This window comes from Desulfomarina profundi (assembly GCF_019703855.1).
GTDB classification, from domain to species: Bacteria; Desulfobacterota; Desulfobulbia; order Desulfobulbales; family Desulfocapsaceae; genus Desulfomarina; species Desulfomarina profundi.
Window position 1 is genome coordinate 2,715,170 of the sequence record NZ_AP024086.1, and the last position, 20,723, is coordinate 2,735,892.

At 46.5% G+C, this 20,723-nt stretch carries 19 protein-coding genes and 1 pseudogene; 6 read left to right on the plus strand and 14 right to left on the minus strand.

The window, feature by feature from the left end; all coding sequences use genetic code 11:
* Positions 1-26 precede the first annotated feature (26 nt).
* The 12 genes and pseudogenes from dsrK to LO777_RS12590 all read right to left on the minus strand — a co-directional run bounded on the left by dsrK (position 27) and on the right by LO777_RS12590 (position 12,023).
* Entirely contained in the window at positions 27-1,658 is a 1,632-nt protein-coding gene (dsrK, locus tag LO777_RS12535; RefSeq protein WP_407929070.1) for a sulfate reduction electron transfer complex DsrMKJOP subunit DsrK, read from the minus strand.
* 40 nt (positions 1,659-1,698) lie between these two features.
* Positions 1,699-2,721 carry a sulfate reduction electron transfer complex DsrMKJOP subunit DsrM gene (dsrM, locus tag LO777_RS12540; RefSeq protein WP_228854233.1) on the minus strand — a complete coding sequence of 341 codons (1,023 nt, stop codon included), beginning with the start codon at positions 2,719-2,721 and terminating at the stop codon, positions 1,699-1,701.
* Between the two features lie 78 nt (positions 2,722-2,799).
* Entirely contained in the window at positions 2,800-3,339 is a 540-nt protein-coding gene (locus LO777_RS12545) for an RsbRD N-terminal domain-containing protein (protein ID WP_228854234.1), read from the minus strand.
* Positions 3,340-3,652: 313 nt separating this feature from the next.
* The gene (locus LO777_RS12550; protein WP_228854235.1) at positions 3,653-5,848 is read right to left on the minus strand and encodes a carboxy terminal-processing peptidase; all 2,196 of its coding nucleotides are present in this window, start codon (positions 5,846-5,848) and stop codon (positions 3,653-3,655) included.
* 119 nt (positions 5,849-5,967) lie between these two features.
* Positions 5,968-6,480 (minus strand): hypothetical protein, encoded by a 513-nt coding sequence (locus LO777_RS12555; protein WP_228854236.1) that lies wholly within the window; start codon positions 6,478-6,480, stop codon positions 5,968-5,970.
* Positions 6,467-7,749, minus strand: a pseudogene (hemA, locus tag LO777_RS21085) (glutamyl-tRNA reductase). The gene LO777_RS12555 and the pseudogene hemA overlap by 14 nt, the downstream one beginning before the upstream one ends.
* Positions 7,739-8,566: a c-type cytochrome biogenesis protein CcsB gene (gene ccsB / locus LO777_RS12565; RefSeq protein ID WP_228854237.1), complete on the minus strand. Its 828-nt coding sequence runs from the start codon at positions 8,564-8,566 to the stop codon at positions 7,739-7,741. Before ccsB ends, hemA begins: the two are co-directional and overlap by 11 nt.
* Before the next feature lie 12 nt (positions 8,567-8,578).
* Complete coding sequence (locus LO777_RS12570) at positions 8,579-9,268, minus strand: precorrin-2 dehydrogenase/sirohydrochlorin ferrochelatase family protein (protein ID WP_228854238.1); 690 nt, start codon at positions 9,266-9,268, stop codon at positions 8,579-8,581.
* A gap of 22 nt (positions 9,269-9,290) precedes the next feature.
* A complete protein-coding gene (locus tag LO777_RS12575) occupies positions 9,291-9,980 on the minus strand; it encodes a class I SAM-dependent methyltransferase (protein ID WP_228854239.1) in 690 nt (229 codons plus the stop codon).
* Positions 9,981-10,058: 78 nt separating this feature from the next.
* Positions 10,059-10,871 carry an undecaprenyl-diphosphate phosphatase gene (locus LO777_RS12580; protein ID WP_228854240.1) on the minus strand — a complete coding sequence of 271 codons (813 nt, stop codon included), beginning with the start codon at positions 10,869-10,871 and terminating at the stop codon, positions 10,059-10,061.
* Positions 10,872-11,139: 268 nt separating this feature from the next.
* Positions 11,140-11,349, minus strand: a complete 210-nt coding sequence (gene extJ, locus LO777_RS12585) for a selenite/tellurite reduction operon protein ExtJ (RefSeq protein WP_228854241.1) — start codon at positions 11,347-11,349, stop codon at positions 11,140-11,142.
* A gap of 170 nt (positions 11,350-11,519) precedes the next feature.
* Positions 11,520-12,023, minus strand: a complete 504-nt coding sequence (locus tag LO777_RS12590) for a TlpA family protein disulfide reductase (RefSeq protein WP_228854242.1) — start codon at positions 12,021-12,023, stop codon at positions 11,520-11,522.
* Positions 12,024-12,492: 469 nt separating this feature from the next.
* Here LO777_RS12590 and LO777_RS12595 point away from each other — a divergent pair, with 469 nt between their 5' ends.
* The 3 genes from LO777_RS12595 (at position 12,493) to recO (ending at position 15,318) form a co-directional block, all read left to right on the plus strand.
* Positions 12,493-13,503, plus strand: coding sequence for a peptidylprolyl isomerase (locus LO777_RS12595; protein WP_228854243.1), 1,011 nt, complete (start codon positions 12,493-12,495; stop codon positions 13,501-13,503).
* Between the two features lie 214 nt (positions 13,504-13,717).
* On the plus strand, positions 13,718-14,557 hold the full coding sequence (locus LO777_RS12600) for a helix-turn-helix domain-containing protein (RefSeq protein ID WP_228854244.1): 840 nt from the start codon (positions 13,718-13,720) through the stop codon (positions 14,555-14,557).
* Positions 14,557-15,318: a DNA repair protein RecO gene (gene recO / locus LO777_RS12605; protein ID WP_228854245.1), complete on the plus strand. Its 762-nt coding sequence runs from the start codon at positions 14,557-14,559 to the stop codon at positions 15,316-15,318. The genes LO777_RS12600 and recO overlap by 1 nt, the downstream gene beginning before the upstream one ends.
* 273 nt (positions 15,319-15,591) lie before the next feature.
* On the opposite strand, the gene LO777_RS12610 is transcribed toward recO, so the two are convergent.
* Positions 15,592-16,509 carry a biotin--[acetyl-CoA-carboxylase] ligase gene (locus LO777_RS12610; protein WP_228854246.1) on the minus strand — a complete coding sequence of 306 codons (918 nt, stop codon included), beginning with the start codon at positions 16,507-16,509 and terminating at the stop codon, positions 15,592-15,594.
* Between the two features lie 275 nt (positions 16,510-16,784).
* The gene (locus LO777_RS12615; RefSeq protein ID WP_228854247.1) at positions 16,785-17,441 is read right to left on the minus strand and encodes a hypothetical protein; all 657 of its coding nucleotides are present in this window, start codon (positions 17,439-17,441) and stop codon (positions 16,785-16,787) included.
* A gap of 290 nt (positions 17,442-17,731) precedes the next feature.
* On the opposite strand from LO777_RS12615, the gene LO777_RS12620 reads away from it, so the two are divergent.
* The 3 genes from LO777_RS12620 to LO777_RS12630 are packed head-to-tail and all read left to right on the plus strand — an operon-like array spanning position 17,732 to position 20,717.
* Complete coding sequence (locus LO777_RS12620; protein ID WP_228854248.1) at positions 17,732-20,086, plus strand: intermembrane phospholipid transport protein YdbH family protein; 2,355 nt, start codon at positions 17,732-17,734, stop codon at positions 20,084-20,086.
* Positions 20,083-20,283, plus strand: a complete 201-nt coding sequence (locus tag LO777_RS12625) for a hypothetical protein (RefSeq protein WP_228854249.1) — start codon at positions 20,083-20,085, stop codon at positions 20,281-20,283. The genes LO777_RS12620 and LO777_RS12625 overlap by 4 nt, the downstream gene beginning before the upstream one ends.
* Positions 20,284-20,330: 47 nt before the next feature.
* Positions 20,331-20,717: a YdbL family protein gene (locus LO777_RS12630; protein ID WP_228854250.1), complete on the plus strand. Its 387-nt coding sequence runs from the start codon at positions 20,331-20,333 to the stop codon at positions 20,715-20,717.
* Positions 20,718-20,723 lie beyond the last annotated feature (6 nt).

Below are 20,723 nucleotides of genomic sequence, written 5' to 3' on the forward strand. Positions count from 1 at the left end.
GATAACTCCTCTATTCTGATCAGGATTTAGAAAACCATCGTCCGGAGACCTTCTTCAAGCTCTCCGCGAGTCTCGCCTTCCTGGACAATTGCGTTGGCAACGAGCTCCGTTACTCCGCAGACCCCGACTTCGGGTGTCCAGAAATTATTCAGGGTAGTCAGCGTCGCCCTGTCAATCGCGCACACACAGGAGAGCATGTTGACTCCATGTTTTTCATGGACATACTTCACCGCATTTGCCCTGGGCAATCCTGATCGCATTCTCAACTCCATAATTTCATCGGTATTCAGACCGGTTCCTGAGCCACAGCAGAATGTCTGCTCCCTGATGGTATTCTCAGGCATCTCCACCCAGTCCACCACATGATCCAGAATATAGCGCGGCTCATCAATTAATCCCATCGCCCTTGCCGGATTACAGGAATCATGGAAAGTCGCCTTGACATGACTGTTACGGCTCTTGTCCAATTTCAATTTACCGTGCTTAATAAGATCGGCGGTGAATTCACTGATATGAACCATTTTTGTGGACGCAGCATTTTCAAAAACCGTCCCGGTAATCGGAGAAACCGGTTTTTCAAGGAAATCTGCTGGTCCGTTCATGGTATCCATATATTGATGGATGACACGCCACATATGACCACATTCTCCACCGAGGATATACTTTACTCCGAGACGCTCTGCTTCCGCGTACATCTTCGCATTCAGCTTTTTCATGGCCTCATTACTGGTAAAAAGCCCGAAGTTACCACCCTCAGAAGCATAGGTTGACCAGGTATAGTCAAGGCCAATGGCTTCAAATAGAATCAGGTACCCCATGGCTGTGTAGAGTCCCGGTTCAGCAAAAACATCAGCAGACGGTGTGATAAACAGAACCTCGGCTCCTTTTCTGTTGAAACTGATATTCGGCTTGATGCCGGTTAGGTTTTCAACATCATCAACCAGAAACTCGACATTGTCCTTGAAGGTATGGGGTTGAAGCCCCATATGGTTACCTGTACGGTTCGAATTGGATACCGGTTCCAGAATCCAGTTGATACCGATACCAACCAGATGCAGCAGTTCACGGAGCATCATGGTCACTTCGGCCGTATCGATACCGTATGGGCAGAAAACTGAACATCGACGACATTCTGTACATTGATAGGAATACATGAACCATTCTTTCAGCACTCCCACTGTCATTTCACGGGCTCCTGCCATTTTACCGAGTATTTTTCCCCCGAGGGTAAAATCATTTCTGTACACGGAGCGCAGCAGCTCAGCACGAAGTACCGGCATATTTTTCGGGTCACCCGTACCCAGGAAAAAATGGCATTTATCGGCACAGGCACCGCAACGGACACAGCAGTCCATAAATATTTTCAAAGACCGGAACTTATCCAGGCGCTCCTTGAGTCCCTTCAGGATAATATCCTTCCAGTCTTCGGGAAGCTTCCAGTCATCGTCTTCGGGTGACCATTCCCTGGCATTGGGAAAACTCAGGCCAGACTGGCTGTTGAGATATTCCACCTTGTCTTTTTTGGCCACGTAGGCATAATTTCCCGGTTTAAAATGTACCGGAATATCCATCCAGTCCCTGGTAGGTATTGCTCCAGTTGCCAAGGATGGTCCCTGCACTACGCTCTGCGATAATTGTTCTAATTTGGGAACTGACATCTTATCTAATCCTCATAAGCTAGTTTTGGGTCAATACTGTTTATTCTTCATCCTTTTTCGGCGGCAACTCTTTCTCCACTGGGATTCCTGCCTCTACCATGAACTCTCTGAACTCATCCTCATATCCCGCATAGGAGTGGGGAAGGATTCTCGGATTCCACGGATTAATATGACGTACTGCCCGGGTATTGTTTTTCATATTTCGGGTAGGACTCATGAATACTCCGGCGAAGTGCATCAGCTTGCTGAAAGGGAAATAGGCTATCAGCACACAGACAAGAAAGAGATGGATATAGAAAATAGCTCCGATTTTTGTACCGATAACAGGGGAAAATGTTACAAGACCCACGGCCAGCTGCTTGATAGTGACAATGTCAATATCCGTCCGCAGAAAATAGCGCATCAGGATACCCGTGGCAGCTATGGAAAAAATAAGAACCAGCGGAAAATAGTCGTTGATAAGAGAAATAAAGCGCACATGGCGATTGACAATACGCCTGCTGAACAGCAACACACATCCCGCAAGAAGTCCAACATCGGTAATATACCAGGTTGGCGCACCTACCTGAAAAATACCATCACCGAACTCCAGCCAGCCGATCCAGGCCGGAATGGGATCGAGAAACAGACGCATATGCCTGATTATAATCATTAAAAATGAATAATGAAAAATCAGGGCAAACAACCACAACCACTTGGAGGACTCATAGGTGAGTTTTGGACCATCGTGGATTTCCGACTTGGTATTCCTGAACAGTGACCTGAACGTCACAATTTCAAGAAACATCCGAGCCACTACTTCTGGAAGTGTATCAGGTGCTTCCAATCTGTCATGCTTGATAAAATCCAGCGATTTACCCTGACCACAAGTGGTCTGAATCGAGAATGGAACAGGAGATTTTCCCCACTGTACCACCCGATAAATGCAACCGCCCAGGAAGATCATCATGGCCAGATACGGCAGTGCGACACCAAACAGATAAGGCATCCCGGGTACCTGTGATCCGAGCCAAGCAATCAGAATTAAAGCAATGACTGCCAGGAATGAGAAGGCATACTTCATTTCTTACCTCGCTTCAATTAAACTGAGTTTTGGAAACAACAGAAGGAAGAGGGAGCCCCTTCCTTCCATTGAAACCAGTTAAAAACTATTTACCGTTTTAATAACTTTCTTGTCTTCAGCCATCATGGCCGAAGGGCACTTGCTGTCCGTCAATATATGGCTGCCGGATTTAATCTCGTCAATACGGACCTGGTACAGTCGTTCACGATAACTCATGTATATATCAAAAGCGGCCAGTACAGCCAGATCCACCCTGAACTCAAAATCATACAGTTCACCAACAAAACGGCTTCTTTCCTTATCCTTTTCAAAGGCTTCACGGACAATATGTTTGACAGCATTTATGGGTGCCACTGCCTGGGCAGGTGTAAATTCCTGGACGGAGCGAATAGAAATAATCTGCTCCAGCGGGCCAGAGAACTCCTTCACATCACCATCTCCTGTGAGAAGCAGAAAAAGCTTTTTCAGACCTTCTCTGAAATTTCCTCCGACAGGATTTGCAAACTTATCCCCTTCCTTTATAAAAAAGGAGGACGAAGAATATGTTGAGAGGGTGTACTCAACCCAACGGTTTACAATTTTATCCCCGTGAAACCTGAATGCTTCAGCAATATCCATAATTCAAACCCCTTCAGTAAGACAACTTCTTTCAGGAAAACGGCCATCTTATCCCGAGAAAAGAGAACTGAATGGTCATTCACAAATTCACACATTTATCACTTTTTTCAGGCTTTTTCAACAATAATTTCATTACGCAGTGAGGCTGAAAAACGTATAAGCCGGCATGGCTGAACCCAATGATTCAGCCGCAATATAGTAACGAAAATCCAACTGAGGGAAACGATCTTCGGCAGCGAAATTTTCAGATAAAAAACAAAAACTCAACGCTTTTTATGTAACTGGTCTGGGGTGCCCCTGATCACCTACAGGTTTATCTGCCATTGAAATGGACAATATCTCCTACAATATTTACAGCTTCATGGATGTAGGGATCTTCATGAATATCCTTCAGCCAGACCTCTCTGCTCCCCTCTTCTTCCGCCTGTTTTTCCACTTTCTCCGGATCGTCTTCTGTCTCACGCCGATATTTCCGGTAATGAGCCCCGACTTTTTCCCTCACCTGACGGGCTTCTTCACGCTTCTCTCGCATTTCATTGATATCAATGGAAACAACTGTCTCGTCCTGGCGTTTTTTGGCTTTTTCAGCTTCTTCTCTGATTGTCTTCAATCCCTCATCATCAACAACACGTTCTCTGCTTTTCTGCCGCAGCAGATCCATATCCACCTTGAAATCAGAATATGGAGTGTACTTGACGGGCTGGATGGTATCCCACGGCAGGGTGTATTCCAGGTACCGTTCTCCCGATTTCAGATGATCAAACAGGGAGGGGAGGACAATATCCGGTTCAACCCCCTTGTACTGCGTGGAACCACCGTTCACCCTGTAAAATTTCTGGATAGTCACCTTCAGTGCTCCGAGATCATCGTACTTACGCAGATAGAACAGTGGGATATGGTCACTGAGGTTGATTACCGCCTGCACGGTTCCCTTTCCGTGGGTATGCTTTCCACCCACTATTACACCCCGGTGATAATCCTGAATGGCGGCTGCCACAATTTCGGACGCGGATGCCGAAAATTTATTGACCAGAACAACCAGGGGGCCGTCATACACAATGGCATCATCCTTATCTTCAAGCACCTTCCTGTCCCCGAAACTGTTCTTCACCTGAACAACCGGCCCCGATCTGATAAAGAGACCGGCTATATCAACGGCATCAATCAGTGCTCCACCGCCATTGTCCCTGAGATCAAGCACAATGCCATCAACATTTTCCTCTTCCATTTTCAGGATTTCCCTGCGGGTATCATCTGTCGAGTTTCTCCCGTGGGCACCATTTCGTGTCCCCTCAAAATCCCGGTAAAATCCGGGTATAAAGATATAGCCGGTTTTTCGGCCATCTTTGGAACTGATAACAGCACTTTTTACAAAAGATTCCTCCTTGAGCACCACATCACGGATAATGGCAATGACCTCTTTGGCCCCGTCCGGTTTTCTGACTGTCAACCGAACTTCATCACCCTTTGGTCCCCGGATAAGTCTCACAGCATCCCTCAACCGCATATCCGTGATATCCACGGGTTCTTCATCCCCCTGGGCAACCTGCAGAATAATATCTTCAGCCTTCAGCTGACCCTGCCTGGCTGCTGCACTGCCAGGAATGATCCGCACTACCTTGATCATGCCGTCTTTCTCCATCAGCATGGCACCAATACCCTCAAGAGAACCACGCATATTGATATCAAAATCCTCTTTGGAAGCGGGAGAAATATAGTTTGTGTGGGGACCAAAAGCCCTGGTCACGGAATTAAAAAACCTGTCGTAATGGTCCTGAAGGGTTTCCTGATGAAGGCGATGGAAAAAGTTTTTATTTCTTTTTCTCACTTTGGCAAGAGCATCCTGCCAGAGCTCTGTCATGTTTTTCTTCTTTTTCGGATCTTCTTCTTTTTTCTGTTCCTCCTCAAGATCAAGGAATTTTGAAATCACCTGGGCTTTCAGAATTTTTCTCCATCTCTCTCTCAGGTCATTGAGATTCTGCACGTAATCGATTTTTTTAATATCAGTCTCATATTTTTCCTTTCGGGTGACAGTGAACATTCCGACCTGAAGATCACCTTCGCCTTTCCCGGAAAGTTCAACACCATCATCCGCCCTGACAGTCGTGTCCTCGAGCATTTTACCGACCATTTTCTCAACCAGCATGATCTTTTCGCTGAGGATGTCATTCCCCGCATCAGGCAGAGAAATCCTGCCGCTCTTCAAATTGTCATCTATATAGTCGGCAAAGGCTTCCAGCTGTTCCACATCTTTCTTGAGAAGAAAACGTTTCTGGTAGTCCAGCTGTTTGATATAGAGCTCAAATGCCGCCTCTGCCAGCTCGTCATTCATTGTTTTTTCACTGAAATGGAGTGCCGGCAGCTGCTTGCTGAGCATATAGCCGATCAGTGCATTTCTTTTTCGATCCAGGGGAGGAGCGGTTTCGGTTCTGGCCTCCGCCTGAATTAAAAAACCGGCAAGGAGAAAAAGAGAAAGGGCCGAGAGAAGTATGTTTCTTATTGTTTTCATAAACAGATTAAAAGTGAAAAGTGCTTGGTATACTCATGAATCCGCGACAAGCTGAAGTTACAGACATAACAGAACAGAAAAACAAATACCATCAGAAAGAAGGTAAATCCGCTGGAGGTTCAGGATGAAGATGCAAAAAGAAGATCCAGGTCTTCCAGGATTTCCGGACCCGGCTCAACTTCCAGATCAGAGGCAAAACGACACAGCTCCTCCCTGGAACAGTTAATAATTGAAGCCCGGCTCCCCTTTCCCACCACTTCTTCAATTTCCCTGCGAAGAAAAAGAAGAAGCTGATTCGCCGTTTCCAGGCGTATATCATCACAACACAACCCCTGCCTGGAACAGAACCTGCACATTCTCTGGTAATTTTCCATGGAACGTTTAATCCCACGGTAGATGCTTTTTCCATGGTTTTCATGGTACAGGTCTCTCAGGACAATTTCCCTGTAACGATCCATGGCCGCCTTTTGCAGAAAATTGACCTGTTCTTTACTCAGCTCCTGCCGTGGCCCGTCCTTTGCCCGGGTCAGAAAGTAAATAGCAGAATTATATGCTATTTCAGGTATTTCTCCGGAATAGCGCACAATATACCATTCATCTTCCAAAAGTTCCGGAAAATTATTTTCTGCCATTGTCAAGCCCGAAAAGAGAACGGATGATAGTTATTCTCAGGTCACTGTTGTCCCGACCGGTACACGATTCACTTTTCAGGTATACCAGGGGATCATGCAGGATTTTCGAACCAATGGCCCTGACCATTTTTTCAAGAGCCTTTCTGTCGCGATCACTCAAACCATTCATCCTGGACAGGGTCTTGTCCAGTTCTCCCGTGGTAATAATATCAATTTTTTCCCGAAGTTCGCGAATAGTGGGAGTAACCGACAATCCCTGGTACCAACGCTGAAACTTCAGGGTTTCCTCATCTACGATCCTGGCAGCCTTGACAGCCTCCCTGTTTCTCTCCGACTTGTTGATTTCCACAACATTTGAGAGATCATCGATATCATAGAGGTACACATTTTCAATTTCAATAAGGCGTGGGTCAAGATCTCGAGGCACGGCGATATCAATAAAAAAAAGCGGCCTGTTCATGCGACTGGGCATGACCGATTTCACCTCGTCCTTATGGAGGATCAAGTCTGTGGCACCCGTGGAGCTGATGATTATATCCACCCGTTCAAGCTGATGTACCAGCTCTTCCATGGAGACGGCCTGACCGTCAAATTTTTTTGCTAAATCAACCGCTCTCTCGAATGTCCTGTTGGCGACAACCACAGATCCGACACCATGCCCGACAAGGTGTTCCGCCGCCAGTTCAGCCATCTCCCCGGCCCCACCAGCATAACCTTTTTCCCTTTCAAATTACCGAAGATTTTCTCCGCAAGCTGAACAGCGGCATAACTGATAGACACGGCGGATGAGCCGACACCGGTTTCCGTGCGCACCCGCTTGGCCACGGAAAATGCCTTGTGAAGAAACCTGTTCAACAGGGGACCGGTACAGTTAAACTGGGCGGCGTATCGATAGGCCTCCTTGAGCTGGCCAAGGATCTGAGCCTCCCCCACGACCATGGAATCAAGACTTGCTGCAACAGTAAAAAGATGGTGAACAGCATCTCGACCGTAATATACATAGAGATACTTACTGCATTCTTCCGGAGATACGGTATCACCGAAAAGAAAACGGATGATCTCGTTTTCCACATCAGCATTCTGCTCGACAACCACCAGCAGTTCAACCCTGTTACAGGTGGAAAGAAGATAACATTCCCTGCAGCCCTTAATCTTTTTCAAAGCGGCCAGAGGTTCCTCATAGCCCGCTGAAAGGGCAATTTTTTCACGAATCTCCACAGGTGTTGTCTTATGGTTCACACCCATCAACAGAATCTTTTCACCCTGCATAACTGTGCACTCCTCCAAGCAGCCATGTCACGCCCCAAAGGGTAAAAATAACTGCGATAAACCCGACAATGGACATGATTGCGCTTCTCTTCCCGCGCCAGCCGACGGTGAATCTCTGGTGAATCATTACCAGGTAGAGAAACCAGGTGATAAGAGACCAGGTTTCCTTGGGATCCCACTGCCAGTAAGCCCCCCAGGCCTGCCTGGCCCAGAGGGATCCGGTAACGATACCAAGGGTGAGAAAGATGAATCCAGCCGTAAGACAGTGGCTGTTGAGTTGATCCAGGGAATCAAGCGAAGGAAAACGGGCAAAGAAATATCCAAATCTCTTGCTTTTCAACTCCCGTTCCTGGAGCAGGTACATTATACCGCCGCAGAAGGCAAGTGACAGAAAACCGTAGGCGATCAATGAAACACCGGCATGAACAGGCAGCCACCAACTCTGCAGGGCGGGAACAAGAACCGTTATTTCCCGGGATGATACGGAAGATACAAGAAGAAGAAGGAAGATCAGCAAGGTAACCAGTGTGCCAAAATTTTTCACGGTATACCGCCACCTGAAGGAAAGATAGGCCCAGGTAGTGGACCAGGCGAAGAAGACAACAGCCTCGTGTTGTGATGTTATCGGTGTATGCCCCACCTGGACATAGCGCGTGATTATATAAAGAGTCTGGAGAATTCCGGAGAGTACAAGAATCCTTCTGGCAATTACCCTGAGCCCCTGATTCTGCCTGAAAAAAAACACCAGGTATACTGCACAGGCAATAAAGGTAACCCCGAGAACAGAAAGATAGAGCAGGTAACTGAGTTCATTCATGGCGATTCCGGTTTAATGCATAGTTTTATCGTGTTCACTGAGAAATTTTTCCAGCAGCCTGGTTGTATCAATATCCGCAGGAAGTTCGCGCAGCAGTAAAATCTGCAGTTCAAACCAGTCACCATTTCGGATCATTTCTACAATATCAGCCTTGAGTAGATTTTGGAACAGTTCTTTATTGTCAACAGAATCGCCACCACGATCCAACACCGCCTCGCGGACCAAGGCCAGCAGGGCGACAGTTGCTTCATACTCCGGTCCTATTTCCTGTTCAAGCCACTGTCTTGTCTGTCTTGAAAGAGCGGGACTGCCTCCACCTGTGGATATGGCCACCAGCATTTCACCCCTCCTGAAATGGGCCGGGACATGAAAATCGCTCCCTTCCGGATCATCGGCACTGTTCAGAAGCACCTGAAAATGGAGTGCATCCCTCTTCACAAGCGCCTGCACCTCAGGTCTGGAAGTTGCGGCAAAGGCCAGGTATGCTCCCTGCAGATCACCTTCTGCAAAGGCTCTTTTCAACCAGACCAGGCCCTGTTCCTGAATAATTTTCTCCAGGGCCACTGTGACTGACGGGCTCACAATCCTGACTTCGGCTCCGCATTCCAGCAGACTGGAAATCTTCCTGAAAGCGACACTTCCTCCGCCCACCACGACACAGAGACGACCGGCAATATTTAAGTTGACAGGATAAAGGGCCATGGATTGTTAACCGATCCTGAGTTTATCGTGGACGAAGACGATTGATCAATATTGTTATGTTTCCGTCATTTTTTCTTATGACCTGTTTCTTCGTTCCAATTTCAAAATCATCTTTGGCAAGCTCAAGAAACCGTGGCAGGCTCTTTCGCCTGGCATCATGGGCAAGATAAATCTCACCTCCCGGGTTCAAACAGGTATTGAACAGATTCAACAACGGCTGGAAAAACTCCTCCCGAAAAAGAATTTCGGCTCCGGCAAGGACATCAAAAGAACCTATCTCATCCGGTTCAAGCCAGTCAAGATGGGCAAAACGAATTCCGGAAAGTTGTGATGCCGCTGCACTGACTCTCTGAAAATCCATGATAATATCTTCGTAATCACTGATGGTCACGTCAAAACCGGCCGCCGCTGCCGCCAGGCCCGGAGCTCCAAGTCCCGCACCAAGTTCCAGCAGGGTTCTGTTCCTGCAGTTTTTCTGCCCTGCGAGGACATAAGCCAGAATCATGGCTGCATCCCACAGCCGGATCCAGAACGGGAACTCGGACACATCGGCAAACGGGTCCTTCCCGTCAAGAAACTGCTCAAGATCCGCAATCTTAAGAAGTCGTATCTTTTTTTCTCCGATTTTCAGACGATCAAACGTCAGTTTGTATTTTTTTCTGATTCTATTATATATTTCCCGCTCTTTTTCGGGAAGTGTTCGAATATCCATTTCTTCCAAATCCTTTTTGACCCGTTTATCTGAAAATCCCCCAGGAAAGGCCGTTTCGCCACAGTCGGATTTTCATTTTTATCCGGCAATGAAAAAAGTATAGCCAAAACCAGCGGCAGCAAGTACCAGGCAGTAATAACCAAACCATTGCAGCCTGTTTTTCCGTATAATATCAAGTAACAGTTTAATTGCAAAATACCCGGAAACTGCTGACATTGCAGCTCCTGCGAAGATATTCACGAGACCGCCCGCAGTGGGAGGATTGCTGACAAGATCACCAAACTGCAGAACCGCTGCACCAACTATTGCCGGAATAGACATAAGAAAGGAAAACCTGGCTATTTTTTCCCGATCAACCCCCAGGAGCATTCCGGCAAAAATAGTTGACCCGGAACGGGACAGTCCCGGCAATATGGCGCATGCCTGGGCACACCCCACAAGCAGACTTCGAGACCAGTTCAACGGTCTGTCTCTCTGGGGCAGGTACCTGGTAATAATCATTAATAAACCGGTCACCGCCAGCATGGAATACACAATTAAAATATTATCAAACAATTTTTCCACGCTGTCCTTGAAAAAGAGACCGACCACAACCGCAGGCAGGGTGGCTATAACTATATAAATATCCATCATCAGAAATTGAAGGACACCAGCTTCACGATTCCCCCGGAGCCAGGAGAAAGGGGCCTTGATCATTTCAAGCAGTTCCCTGCGAAAAACAAGAACAACCGCCAGAAGCGTTCCCTGGTGGACAAACACGTCAAAAACCACGCCCTGATCCTGGAACTTCATCAATTGAGAACCGATCACCAAATGCCCGGAACTGGAAATCGGGAGAAACTCGGTGAGTCCCTGGAGTGCTCCAAGAACCAATGCTTTAAGTAATTCCAAAAGATACCTCAATAAGGATTAAAATAGAGCAAGACGTCAGGGAGAAGACAATTCGCATTTTCCTTCTACAATATTAATCATCTACATGCTTCAGATAAACCGACATGGACGGTTGGCTCGGCAACTTACGTCCTGTGGGTGCAACAAAGAAATGAAAATCAGACTGCGGCAAAACGACCTTCAGCAATAAGATTTTCAGAAAAAAAAAGGCCGGTTGATCTGAGACCAACCGACCAAGGAAAATACTTAAATTTCCCTACTCTGTCAATTAACAACCCTCAACAGCACTCTTCTTCTTGGGAGGAGTGACTTTTACCTTGTCCCCTGCTTTGAGTTTATTGGCTTTTTTGCAGGTCATGGTAACTGTGTTGCCATCAACTGAATCAACGGTGCACTTTACTTTTGCAGCAAATCCCAAACCTGCTGAACTCAGAGCAAAAACCACAGCCAATGCAAGAATTACGATTTTTTTGTTCATTGTCCTTCTCCTGTTTGCTTGATTGTAAGCATCCACCGTGTATGGACCCTATCCCCTGGATCCACCCCCGGAAAACGCTGGTAACATGGAATTACACTCCATTCACAGAAACAACTCCATCCAACGGGGACAGTGTATTGTATTTTTCTGTCAGGTGCAATAGAGATTGCTTAATTAAGAAGACTGTTAATATCTTTTTCCAGCACAGAATGTTCCACATAGCCAATATAACTTTTTACCACATTACCTGATCTGTTTACCAGAAAAGATGCCGGAATAGTGTAAACACCACCAAAATCCATATTTGTCTGCAGATCTGCCATCAGAACAGGATAGTTGATATCCTTCGCTTTCACAAAGCTGCGAACTCTATCCATTCCCTTTTGATCAACTGAAAATCCGATAACTGTAAAACCCGATTCAGCCAGCTTTTTCTGTAGATCAATCAGAACAGGAACCTCCTCTTTACACGGTGGGCACCATGTGGCAAAAAAAGTAATATAAAGAACCTTTCCCGCAAAAGCACTGCTCTTGACCACACTGCCGTCCTGAACACTCTTTAAAGCGAACTTCGGCAGTTTTGTTGCAGCCTGCACAGGTAACACTGATATGGAAAAGATAGTCAAAACAAGACAGGCAGCGAAAATCGACAGCATGGTTTTACAATTTTTCATATTTTACTCCGGATTAAAGTTCACCTGAATCCTGCACTTCAGGTTCATTATTTTTGCCATTTCCATTTATATGATATATCTTTGCGACAAAATATTCCATGTAACAGCAAAGTCAACACAATATCACCTCAATTCCGTACTTGAGGATTCAGGGGAGTAAAAGACAAGGTAAGCTGAACGCAGCAGACAAAACGATGACACTGGACAGAAGAGTTGCTGTACATGTGGAGATGTACCGATTATACTCCAGTGCATTAACTGGTGCTTGTCCGGAAATGAAATTCTTTGTTCGAGTTCAAAGAGTATAGGTTGCCATAATTTACTGCCAGGCAGACAAAGACTCCAGGAACTTTGAACCTGACACCGCCAGAACTGATGGAAAACACGGATTAACCCTCTATTTTTTCATACAAAATACGAAAAGCACGCATAACCAATCACATTTTTTATTCCACGACCAAGGACCCCCATGCACAACTCTCAGACCATTCCCCTTTTCAAGGTATTTTTCTTTATTTTTTTCTTCTCCGTCCTCTGCCTCAAACCGGTCAGTTCCAGAACCGAAGTGATCGACAAAGTGGTTGCCGTTGTCAATGATGATATTATAACACTTTCAGAAGTCGAACAGGAAGCCGAGGGACTCTACAGGGCTATTGCCCAGAAAAATTCAGGAGACTCTCTCCTGCTTGCCCTGGATAAGGCAAGAGAAAAAACCCTGGATGCCCTTATTGACAAGAAACTCATCATCCAGAAGGCAAAGCAGTTTCACGTCTCGGTCAGTCAAGAAGAGATAGACAAAGCCTATGAAAAGGTGAGAGCCCGTGCAGGTCTGGACAAAACCACCTTTAAAAAGAAGCTGAAGGAATCAGGGATGACGGAAAAAATGTACAGATCAAACCTGGAAACACGACTGCTTCAGAAAAAACTGATCAGTTATGATGTCCGCTCCAAAGTAGTCATTACTGAGGCTATGATTGTCGATTACTTTGATGAACACTACACAAAAAAGGTAAAAAAGGGCAGCTTCTATCTCCTGCAGATTGGGTTCACCTGGGACGAAACCGGCGATCCGCAGAAAGAGACTGAAAACAAAGAGCACGCCCTCAGGACAGCCGAACGGGTCCACAAGCTGGCGCTTTCCGGTCAGAAATTCAGAAAACTTGCCAAAAAATTCTCAAGCCTTCCCTCCGCCAGCGACGGTGGTGACATCGGCATCTTCACCCTTGATGAAATGGCTCCTGCCATGCGTAAAGCCGTTGCAGACCTGGAACCTGGAGCAATCAGCGATATTGTCAAAATCGGCAGCAGTTTCCAATTTTTCAAGCTGCTGTCGGGTAATAAAGACGCTATAATTGTCACTGCATCCTATGAAGATGTAAAAGAAGAAATAAAACAGAAACTGTATGAAAAAAAGCTGAAGGAAGCGTACTCCGACTGGGTGAAAAAACTGAAGGAAAAAGCGTATATCCGTAAACTGTAAAAATAAAACAGCGGATATTTTCACCTCAATCCTGCAGGCTTATCTTGTGTCTGTCCAGAAATGAGGTTTTTTGTTCGAGTTCATGGGGCATTAAAAAATAAAAAGCGCAGCATATTAAGTATATGTGAGCATTTTTATTTTTCGTGGCGACGCAGAAATCGGGCAAAAAGGCCATTTATGGACAACCACTATCTTAAATACCAGGAATTAAAACATGTCTCTTGAAACCTCCGACACAGAATATATTTCATTAGGCGAGCTCCTCCGCCGGACCCGCATTGAACAGGGGTTTGATCTTGATCAGGTTTCGGTCGAAACAAAAATCACCATAACCAACCTGACAGCAATGGAAGAGGACGATTTCGAAACACTTCCCGCCGAGGCATTTACCCGCGGTTTCTACACTCTCTACGCGAGAATGCTCACCCTTGATCCGGAAGAAATCCTGCAGATATACACCAAGGAAAAAAATGCACATTCCGGTAAGAAAACACGGACAACCCCTCCACCCAATAAACTGGCACAGCAGGTTGGCAATATGGCTGAACGCCCCTCGGTCATGCCGGTTTCCTGCGCAGGATTGACCATCCTGTTCATCCTGTTAAGTGGCGCCTTTGTCTGCTGGTATTTTTCATGGAACCCTGCCACCTATCTCAGTGAAAGACTGCGGGCATTCCAGAAGCAGGACGTTTCCACCCAGCTTAAAGAGCAGCAGGAGGTAAGTGACTCAGAAAGTCCCTCATTCACAGTAGCGGAAATCAAGACCTCCCCCGATGAAACAACGACGATACAGGAGGCTTCTCCCAAATATCGGGTCGAAGCTGTTTTCACAAATGCAGGATCCCTTACCCTTGCAATTGACGGGGAATCACCCAGAAAGCTCAATTTTGCACAGGGAGAAACAGTGACCTGGGAGGCGAATGAGAAGATGGAACTTGTTCTCAATACGAAAAATCTTCCGAAATTGACTCTCAACGGCATCCCCATCTCTTATCCGGAAACCGACAAACAGCAGATAACGATCCAGATTCCAGAATATCTTCTTGACCAGTAATGTCAGCAATCTCCAGGGAAACGAAGGCCATTGTTCTTGACAGTTTCGAACACGGCGAATCGGATATCATCCTTACCCTGCTCTGCAGAGACAGCGGCAGACTCGCAGTCATTGCCAAAGGCGCCAAACGAAGCAAGAAACGTTTTGTCAACAAGCTTGAGCTGTTCAGTTTTCTTCACATCACCTACAGAACCGCAGCCAATAGAGATCTCGGCTTTCTGGCAGAGGCAGAGCTGCATACCGGATTCCTCAATATCCGCAGCAATTACGACCTCTACTGTACTGCATCAGTACTCCGGGAATTCCTACTCCTTGCAATCCGTGAAAATATAACCGATGACAGGCTGTTTCGCCTGGCACTCTGGGCCCTGCACAACATGGACAGGAATAACCAGCCCGGTGCCATCCTCGCTCTCTTTCTGATTCATTTCTATGATTGTATCGGTTATCGCCCGGATTTTACCAGCTGCAGCCGCTGTCGGATTCCCCTGCAGGACAGGGGCAAATACTGTTTTGACAGCACGGCAGGAGGTCTTGTCTGCACCTCCTGCCTCACTTCTGCCAAACGGCACGCTCCCCTCTCCCGGGGTACCATAAGAATGCTGGCGTCAGCCCAGAACAGGTCGCTGGAGAAACTGCATAATCTGAAAATTTCGGGAAAAATACTGACAGAAACGCTGGGACTCCTGCATACCTACGGGAGACAGATTTTTCAAAGGGAAATAGTGTCCTGGAAACTGATGTCCCCAGATAGAAGGTAAGTGATCAGTTACGATAGAAGATATTAAACCTAAATCCTGCACTTCGGGAACAAAGAAAAAATATTTATAATGTATAAACAGATAGTTATAATATTACAGTAGGGGCTGTACTACTCACTATCAGAGTGAGATTGTTTTTTCTTTATTCCCTTGCCCTGGGGGATTGGCAATTTTATCGAATCTGCTTCGTTATCAAGTGCTTGAAGTATGTTAATACGTCTGTGCCCTTGATGCCTCGCATCTCCGAAAAACTTGCCAATTGCAGGATTTAGGTTAAAGGTAACGAACCTCCCCACTGTATTCGGTTTTTTCAAAACCGTCATCCAGCTGTATGACCAGGCCACCCGCAGGGTTGATTCCCAGCACCTTTCCCTCATACTGTGGTGACTCCATTACATCAAAACCATAAAGAACCCGCCGGCCGATAGTGTCTGACAGCTCCTTCCACCTGCAAAGCAGCAGGTGCTCTCCATCTTTCCCGGAAAAACCGTCCCCCCTCAGCCCACGAGCCTCTTCATAATGAAGCAGGCCGAAATACCAGGCCAGACGGGAGAGAAAAAGGACCGAAAAGGATACAAGATCAACTTCCCGTCCCAGAATTTCGGATAATGAAACTGCATTGGAAGACAATTCCGCTGGAAATCGACTGTTATTGACATTAATACCGAATCCGACAAGATTATATTCTTCCCCGGTAGTCTCTTCGGTAAATGTTTCCACCAGAAAACCTGCCAGTTTTCTATCATCCAGGAGAACATCATTTACCCAGCGGATTGTGGCCGATTCCGCACCACTGTCACGTACAGCCTCACAACAGGCAAGACCGACCGCCAATGGAAGAAAACTGCGGGAACCCGGCAACAGCGTATTGGCATGCACCAGACAGCCCCACACACCACCGGCGGGCGCATGCCAGACCCGGGAAAAACGCCCTTTGGACGATCCCATGGAGTCGGCAAGAATAACAGTTCCGTTTCGAAATGATTTTCCCGCGGCGACCGTTTCCCTGATTTGTTTGCGACCATGGGTCATGGCACGTTCAAGAAAAACATGGCTTTCAATCTGCGAACCGACAAAACAGCCATACCGGGCTATTATGGCCGCATCATCCGGCAGATTTTTTCTGTTCTGCACATATCTCGCCAGAAGAGCTTGGACGTCTTCCGGTTTTGGGCTGTTTTCCGCAGTCATATATTAAATTAAGACCTAAATCCTGCAATTGGCAAGTTTTTCGGAGATGCGAGGCATCAAGGGCGCAGACGTATTAACATACTTCAAGCACTTGATAACGAAGCAGATTCGATAAAATTGCCAATCCCCCAGGGCAAGGGAATAAAGAAAAAACAATCTCACTCTGATAGTGAGTAGTACAGCCCCTACTGCAATATGATAGCTATCTGTTTATACAGTATAAATATTTTTTCTTTATTCCCGAAGTGCAGGATTTAGGTAAGATAAATACCCCCTCAATGATCACTATCCCATTCAGCTTTTACACGGGTGATAATTTTCTGGATCAGAGGCAGTTTTTCCGGTGCGCAGACTCCAATCAGGGGTTCTCCCTGCTCCACGGATACACCGGGTTGAAAGTAAATCGAATGGATCACGCCACGCTCGCCCGTATAATAAACCGGAGTATCCCTTTTCATCAGAGACATGGTGAAAACCTCATCACCCTGACCAATGGTCACCGATCGGGCTCCCTTCTTTTCAATACGTGACTGGATATCCAGGGCAAAGAAGTATTTTGCTGTTTCCGGTGCTGGAAAGAGAGAGAGGACCTCTTTGAGAATATTTTCGATAATTTCCTTTTTCTTCATGGGATGTCTGATGGTCAGCAGCTTTGTTCCCGCTTCAACGAAACATCCATCAAGTTCCGTTGCAATTGTATCAACAGTCCCATTTATTTTCGCAGTTATTATCTTCGGATTTCTTTCCCTGTTGATCTCGTAAAGCGCTGTTCCGGGAATCTGTTTCCATTCACCGGCAGGGGCATCCACTTCCTGTCCCTCACCAACCTTGAAGGTCACCCGACCGGTATGAACAGCATGAACATCAACATAGTCATACGGATCAGTTCTATATTTACTCAATAATTCATCAAAATCTAATTCATTCGACATAACTCATCCTGTTTTCACGCCATCAATGGCAAAAATAATTAATCTGCCCGATCCAGCATTTTCATCGATTTTCAATACTTCGATATAGTATTAATCCTGCACTTCAGAGTTTTTCCCATCCTTCATGGTCCATAAAACCGATAAATACGGGATTGAAGTCTGGATTTTTCATGCAGTACTAAAGCATTACGTTTATACTGAGATACTTCTTCCTTGACAAGATTTACTTTTACAACTGTCACAAACTACAAATCCTGCGACCAGTTACGGCACAACACCTTCTGACGACAATGATAAAGAAAGCACTGCTCCTTTTCATCTTCCTTTTGACTCTACTGTGTTGTACCGTTCTCGGCCTCTTTTTTCTGCCATCTTTCACCGATATCTGGCTTATCCCGAGACTGACCGAAAATCTGCCCTTTGCCACCAGGGAAATCAACCTGCTGCGAATCTCACCATGGCAGCTTCACGGAACGGTCATTTTAGCCAACGGGGAAGAGGACCGTGTTGTTCTTCCCGATGTCAGCCTCCATTTCAGCCCGACTGCACTCATAAACGGTGTAATTGACAGGATTGAGATTAATGGCGGAACTATCCACATGCAAGAAAAAGAAGGAAAAAGCGGTGAAAAAACAGTGGCCGATTACCCTCTTCTCCTCCCCGCCATCTGTAAAAATCTTACGATAAAAAACAGCACGGTTTTTCTGCACACTGAAAGCCGAACCGCTTTTTTCATGATAAACGGAACGGTGCAGACTCGCTTCAAATCCACTGATACTGGCAAAAAACAACTTCAGGGACTACAGGCAGAAATTAACCTTGATGGCTTCCTGCCCCTGACCGCAGACATCCAGTTGAAAGAAAATCCAAAAGGATATGCCATCCACATCGCTGCCACTCTTCCCGATATCGACCGGGCGACCGTATCTGTTCCTTCTCTGCATGAATATTCTCCCAAAGGCAGCATGTTCCTGGAGGGCGATCTTGAAACTGAAGGAATAACAAAAATCTCCATGGCCGAAATAAAAGCAACGTTTACGGGCCTGCATATTTCCCGGGAAAATGGTTCATTTGGCACCTCCCCGTCAGGTAAGCCGGTCATTCTCCATATACGGAAAAAAAAGAACAAAATTTTCAGCACCATCCAGGGAATCTTCTTTTCCGGGCCGGTCTCAGGATCTGTTGATTTCAGCGGAGAATTCGATTTATCAGATAATAGATTTTCAGGTTCCGCCCAGTCCCTGCTCCACTCTCCTGCCATTCCCCTGAAGATAACGTTTTCCGGCAGACAGAAAAATCACGGTACAACCCTCAGGTTTACCGCAAAAACAGGTGCTCCTGCCAGGGACAAGGCTCGTTTCACCGTCAGCCCCCTCAATTTAGGCGGGAACCTCACGCTCGAAGAAGGCCATATCAGCGGCAGAGTGCAGGGAACTGCAGGCAGCGTATTCATTGAGAGGGAAACAGAATTAAAAGACATCTCCTTTTCCATTCCTGTACGCTTTCCCTTGTCGGAAAAAAAGAAATCATCGGGCAGTTTTTCAATCGATACTGTCAACTATAAAGACAACACGATTGCCGGTCTTGAAGGGACCCTTTCCTACAGCCGGAATAGTGCCGTTTTTGGCGTTGACGTTAGAGCTGCTTTTCAACCTGGCCTTTCCCTGCAATGTAGAGGGACAGTCACCCTTCCGGCATTTCTGAGGGGAGAATGTACCCTGCCGGAGACAGCGGTTGATTCGGCTTCACTCCCTTCCTTTATCGCCCTGCCGCCGGAAACGAGTTTCAGTGGAAGAATTCAGGCTGCAGCCCGTTTTGCAATAAAAAACTCCATTTTCTCAGGCAGAGCTCAAACCAGTCTGAGCAATGGCACACTTGTTCAGGGTGAAACACGGCTGGAAGGTATCAATCTCAACATGACCCTGCCGGACCTTCCCCATGTTCGCAGCAGTCCCGGCCAACTCTGTACCATTGATGCCGTAACATTGGGAAAAATCAGCTTGAATAATGGTCGCATACGTTTCAGAATTGAGGACGATCAATCTGTTTTCATTGAAAAAGGAGGGTTCTCCTGGTGCGGCGGGCAGGTGGAAAGCAGTTCTTTTCGACTCTCCCGAACTGCTGAAAAACTGAAGACCACCCTCTACTGCGACCGACTCAAGTTTACTCAGCTCCTCGACCAGTTCGGTATAAAGGACACGGAGGGAGAAGGATCCCTGAACGGGAAACTGCCGGTCATATTGTCAAAGACCGGTATTACCTTTGATAACGGTTTTCTCTTCTCCACCCCTGGCCACAGCGGTATTGTCCATTTCAACAATACTGGACAACTGCGTGAAAACATGCCGGGTATTGACCAGACACCATACCTTGATTACTCTATGCAGGCACTGGAAAATTTTTCCTACAACTGGACCCGGCTGACATTCAACAGTGAAGCGGACGACCTGCTGATCAAAATGCAGCTTGACGGCAAACCTGCCACTCCCCTGCCGTTCGGTTATAAAAACGGCCGGATTATCTCCACAGAACAGGGGGCCGGACTGCAACACCCTGTACGGCTTGATTTGAATTTTCGCATCCCGCTTACCGAACTTTTCCGGTACGGGAAGAACATGCAATCCATAATGGAGAATATGCAATGAAAGCGCTTGCACTTTGTTATCTTTTTTTCTTCATTTTAACCGGAACAACTCTTTTTACTTCGTGCACCAGGCATGAAGTGGAATTGAAACCGGTTGAAATCAAACCGATTCATATCACCATCGACATCAACGTCAAGGTCGATAAGGCATTGGATGACTTTTTCGGCGATCTTGACGAAGTTCAGGCCGAAGAATAAATCATATTAATGACAAGATACAAGAATGAGATCAAATGAGGCATACCATGTTAAAAAAAATAACCGTTCTGTCCTTCTTCCTCTTCCTGCTGGCCCCGTTTTTCCTCACCCCTTCTCCCGCAGGCGCAACCAGCGTCAAAGAAGTCAAGGCCCGTATGATTGCACGGATCCCGACAATCAACAGTTTAAAGAACAAGGGAATTATCGGTGAAAACAACCAGGGATTCCTTGAATACAGAAGCGGCAGTAAAGTGCAGCAAAAACTGATCGATGCCGAAAACGCTGACAGGGCACTTGTCTACCGGGTTATCGGGAAAAAACAGGGAGCATCTCCTGCCCTGGTCGGCCAGCGTCGGGCAAAGCAGATTGCCCGGAAAGGCAAGGCCGGGCAATGGTTCCAGAAAGCTGACGGCAGCTGGTATAAAAAATCCTGACTATCA

What these genes read in the sequence shown, in the direction of transcription:
- dsrK (WP_407929070.1), bottom strand. Translation starts at nt 1,658, where the DNA reads ATGTCAGTTCCCAAATTAGAACAATTATCGCAGAGCGTAGTGCAGGGA.
- dsrM (WP_228854233.1), bottom strand. Translation starts at nt 2,721, where the DNA reads ATGAAGTATGCCTTCTCATTCCTGGCAGTCATTGCTTTAATTCTGATT.
- LO777_RS12545 (WP_228854234.1), bottom strand. Translation starts at nt 3,339, where the DNA reads ATGGATATTGCTGAAGCATTCAGGTTTCACGGGGATAAAATTGTAAAC.
- LO777_RS12550 (WP_228854235.1), bottom strand. Translation starts at nt 5,848, where the DNA reads ATGAAAACAATAAGAAACATACTTCTCTCGGCCCTTTCTCTTTTTCTC.
- LO777_RS12555 (WP_228854236.1), bottom strand. Translation starts at nt 6,480, where the DNA reads ATGGCAGAAAATAATTTTCCGGAACTTTTGGAAGATGAATGGTATATT.
- ccsB (WP_228854237.1), bottom strand. Translation starts at nt 8,566, where the DNA reads ATGAATGAACTCAGTTACCTGCTCTATCTTTCTGTTCTCGGGGTTACC.
- LO777_RS12570 (WP_228854238.1), bottom strand. Translation starts at nt 9,268, where the DNA reads ATGGCCCTTTATCCTGTCAACTTAAATATTGCCGGTCGTCTCTGTGTC.
- LO777_RS12575 (WP_228854239.1), bottom strand. Translation starts at nt 9,980, where the DNA reads ATGGATATTCGAACACTTCCCGAAAAAGAGCGGGAAATATATAATAGA.
- extJ (WP_228854241.1), bottom strand. Translation starts at nt 11,349, where the DNA reads ATGAACAAAAAAATCGTAATTCTTGCATTGGCTGTGGTTTTTGCTCTG.
- LO777_RS12590 (WP_228854242.1), bottom strand. Translation starts at nt 12,023, where the DNA reads ATGAAAAATTGTAAAACCATGCTGTCGATTTTCGCTGCCTGTCTTGTT.
- LO777_RS12595 (WP_228854243.1), top strand. Translation starts at nt 12,493, where the DNA reads ATGCACAACTCTCAGACCATTCCCCTTTTCAAGGTATTTTTCTTTATT.
- LO777_RS12600 (WP_228854244.1), top strand. Translation starts at nt 13,718, where the DNA reads ATGTCTCTTGAAACCTCCGACACAGAATATATTTCATTAGGCGAGCTC.
- recO (WP_228854245.1), top strand. Translation starts at nt 14,557, where the DNA reads ATGTCAGCAATCTCCAGGGAAACGAAGGCCATTGTTCTTGACAGTTTC.
- LO777_RS12610 (WP_228854246.1), bottom strand. Translation starts at nt 16,509, where the DNA reads ATGACTGCGGAAAACAGCCCAAAACCGGAAGACGTCCAAGCTCTTCTG.
- LO777_RS12615 (WP_228854247.1), bottom strand. Translation starts at nt 17,441, where the DNA reads ATGTCGAATGAATTAGATTTTGATGAATTATTGAGTAAATATAGAACT.
- LO777_RS12620 (WP_228854248.1), top strand. Translation starts at nt 17,732, where the DNA reads ATGATAAAGAAAGCACTGCTCCTTTTCATCTTCCTTTTGACTCTACTG.
- LO777_RS12625 (WP_228854249.1), top strand. Translation starts at nt 20,083, where the DNA reads ATGAAAGCGCTTGCACTTTGTTATCTTTTTTTCTTCATTTTAACCGGA.
- LO777_RS12630 (WP_228854250.1), top strand. Translation starts at nt 20,331, where the DNA reads ATGTTAAAAAAAATAACCGTTCTGTCCTTCTTCCTCTTCCTGCTGGCC.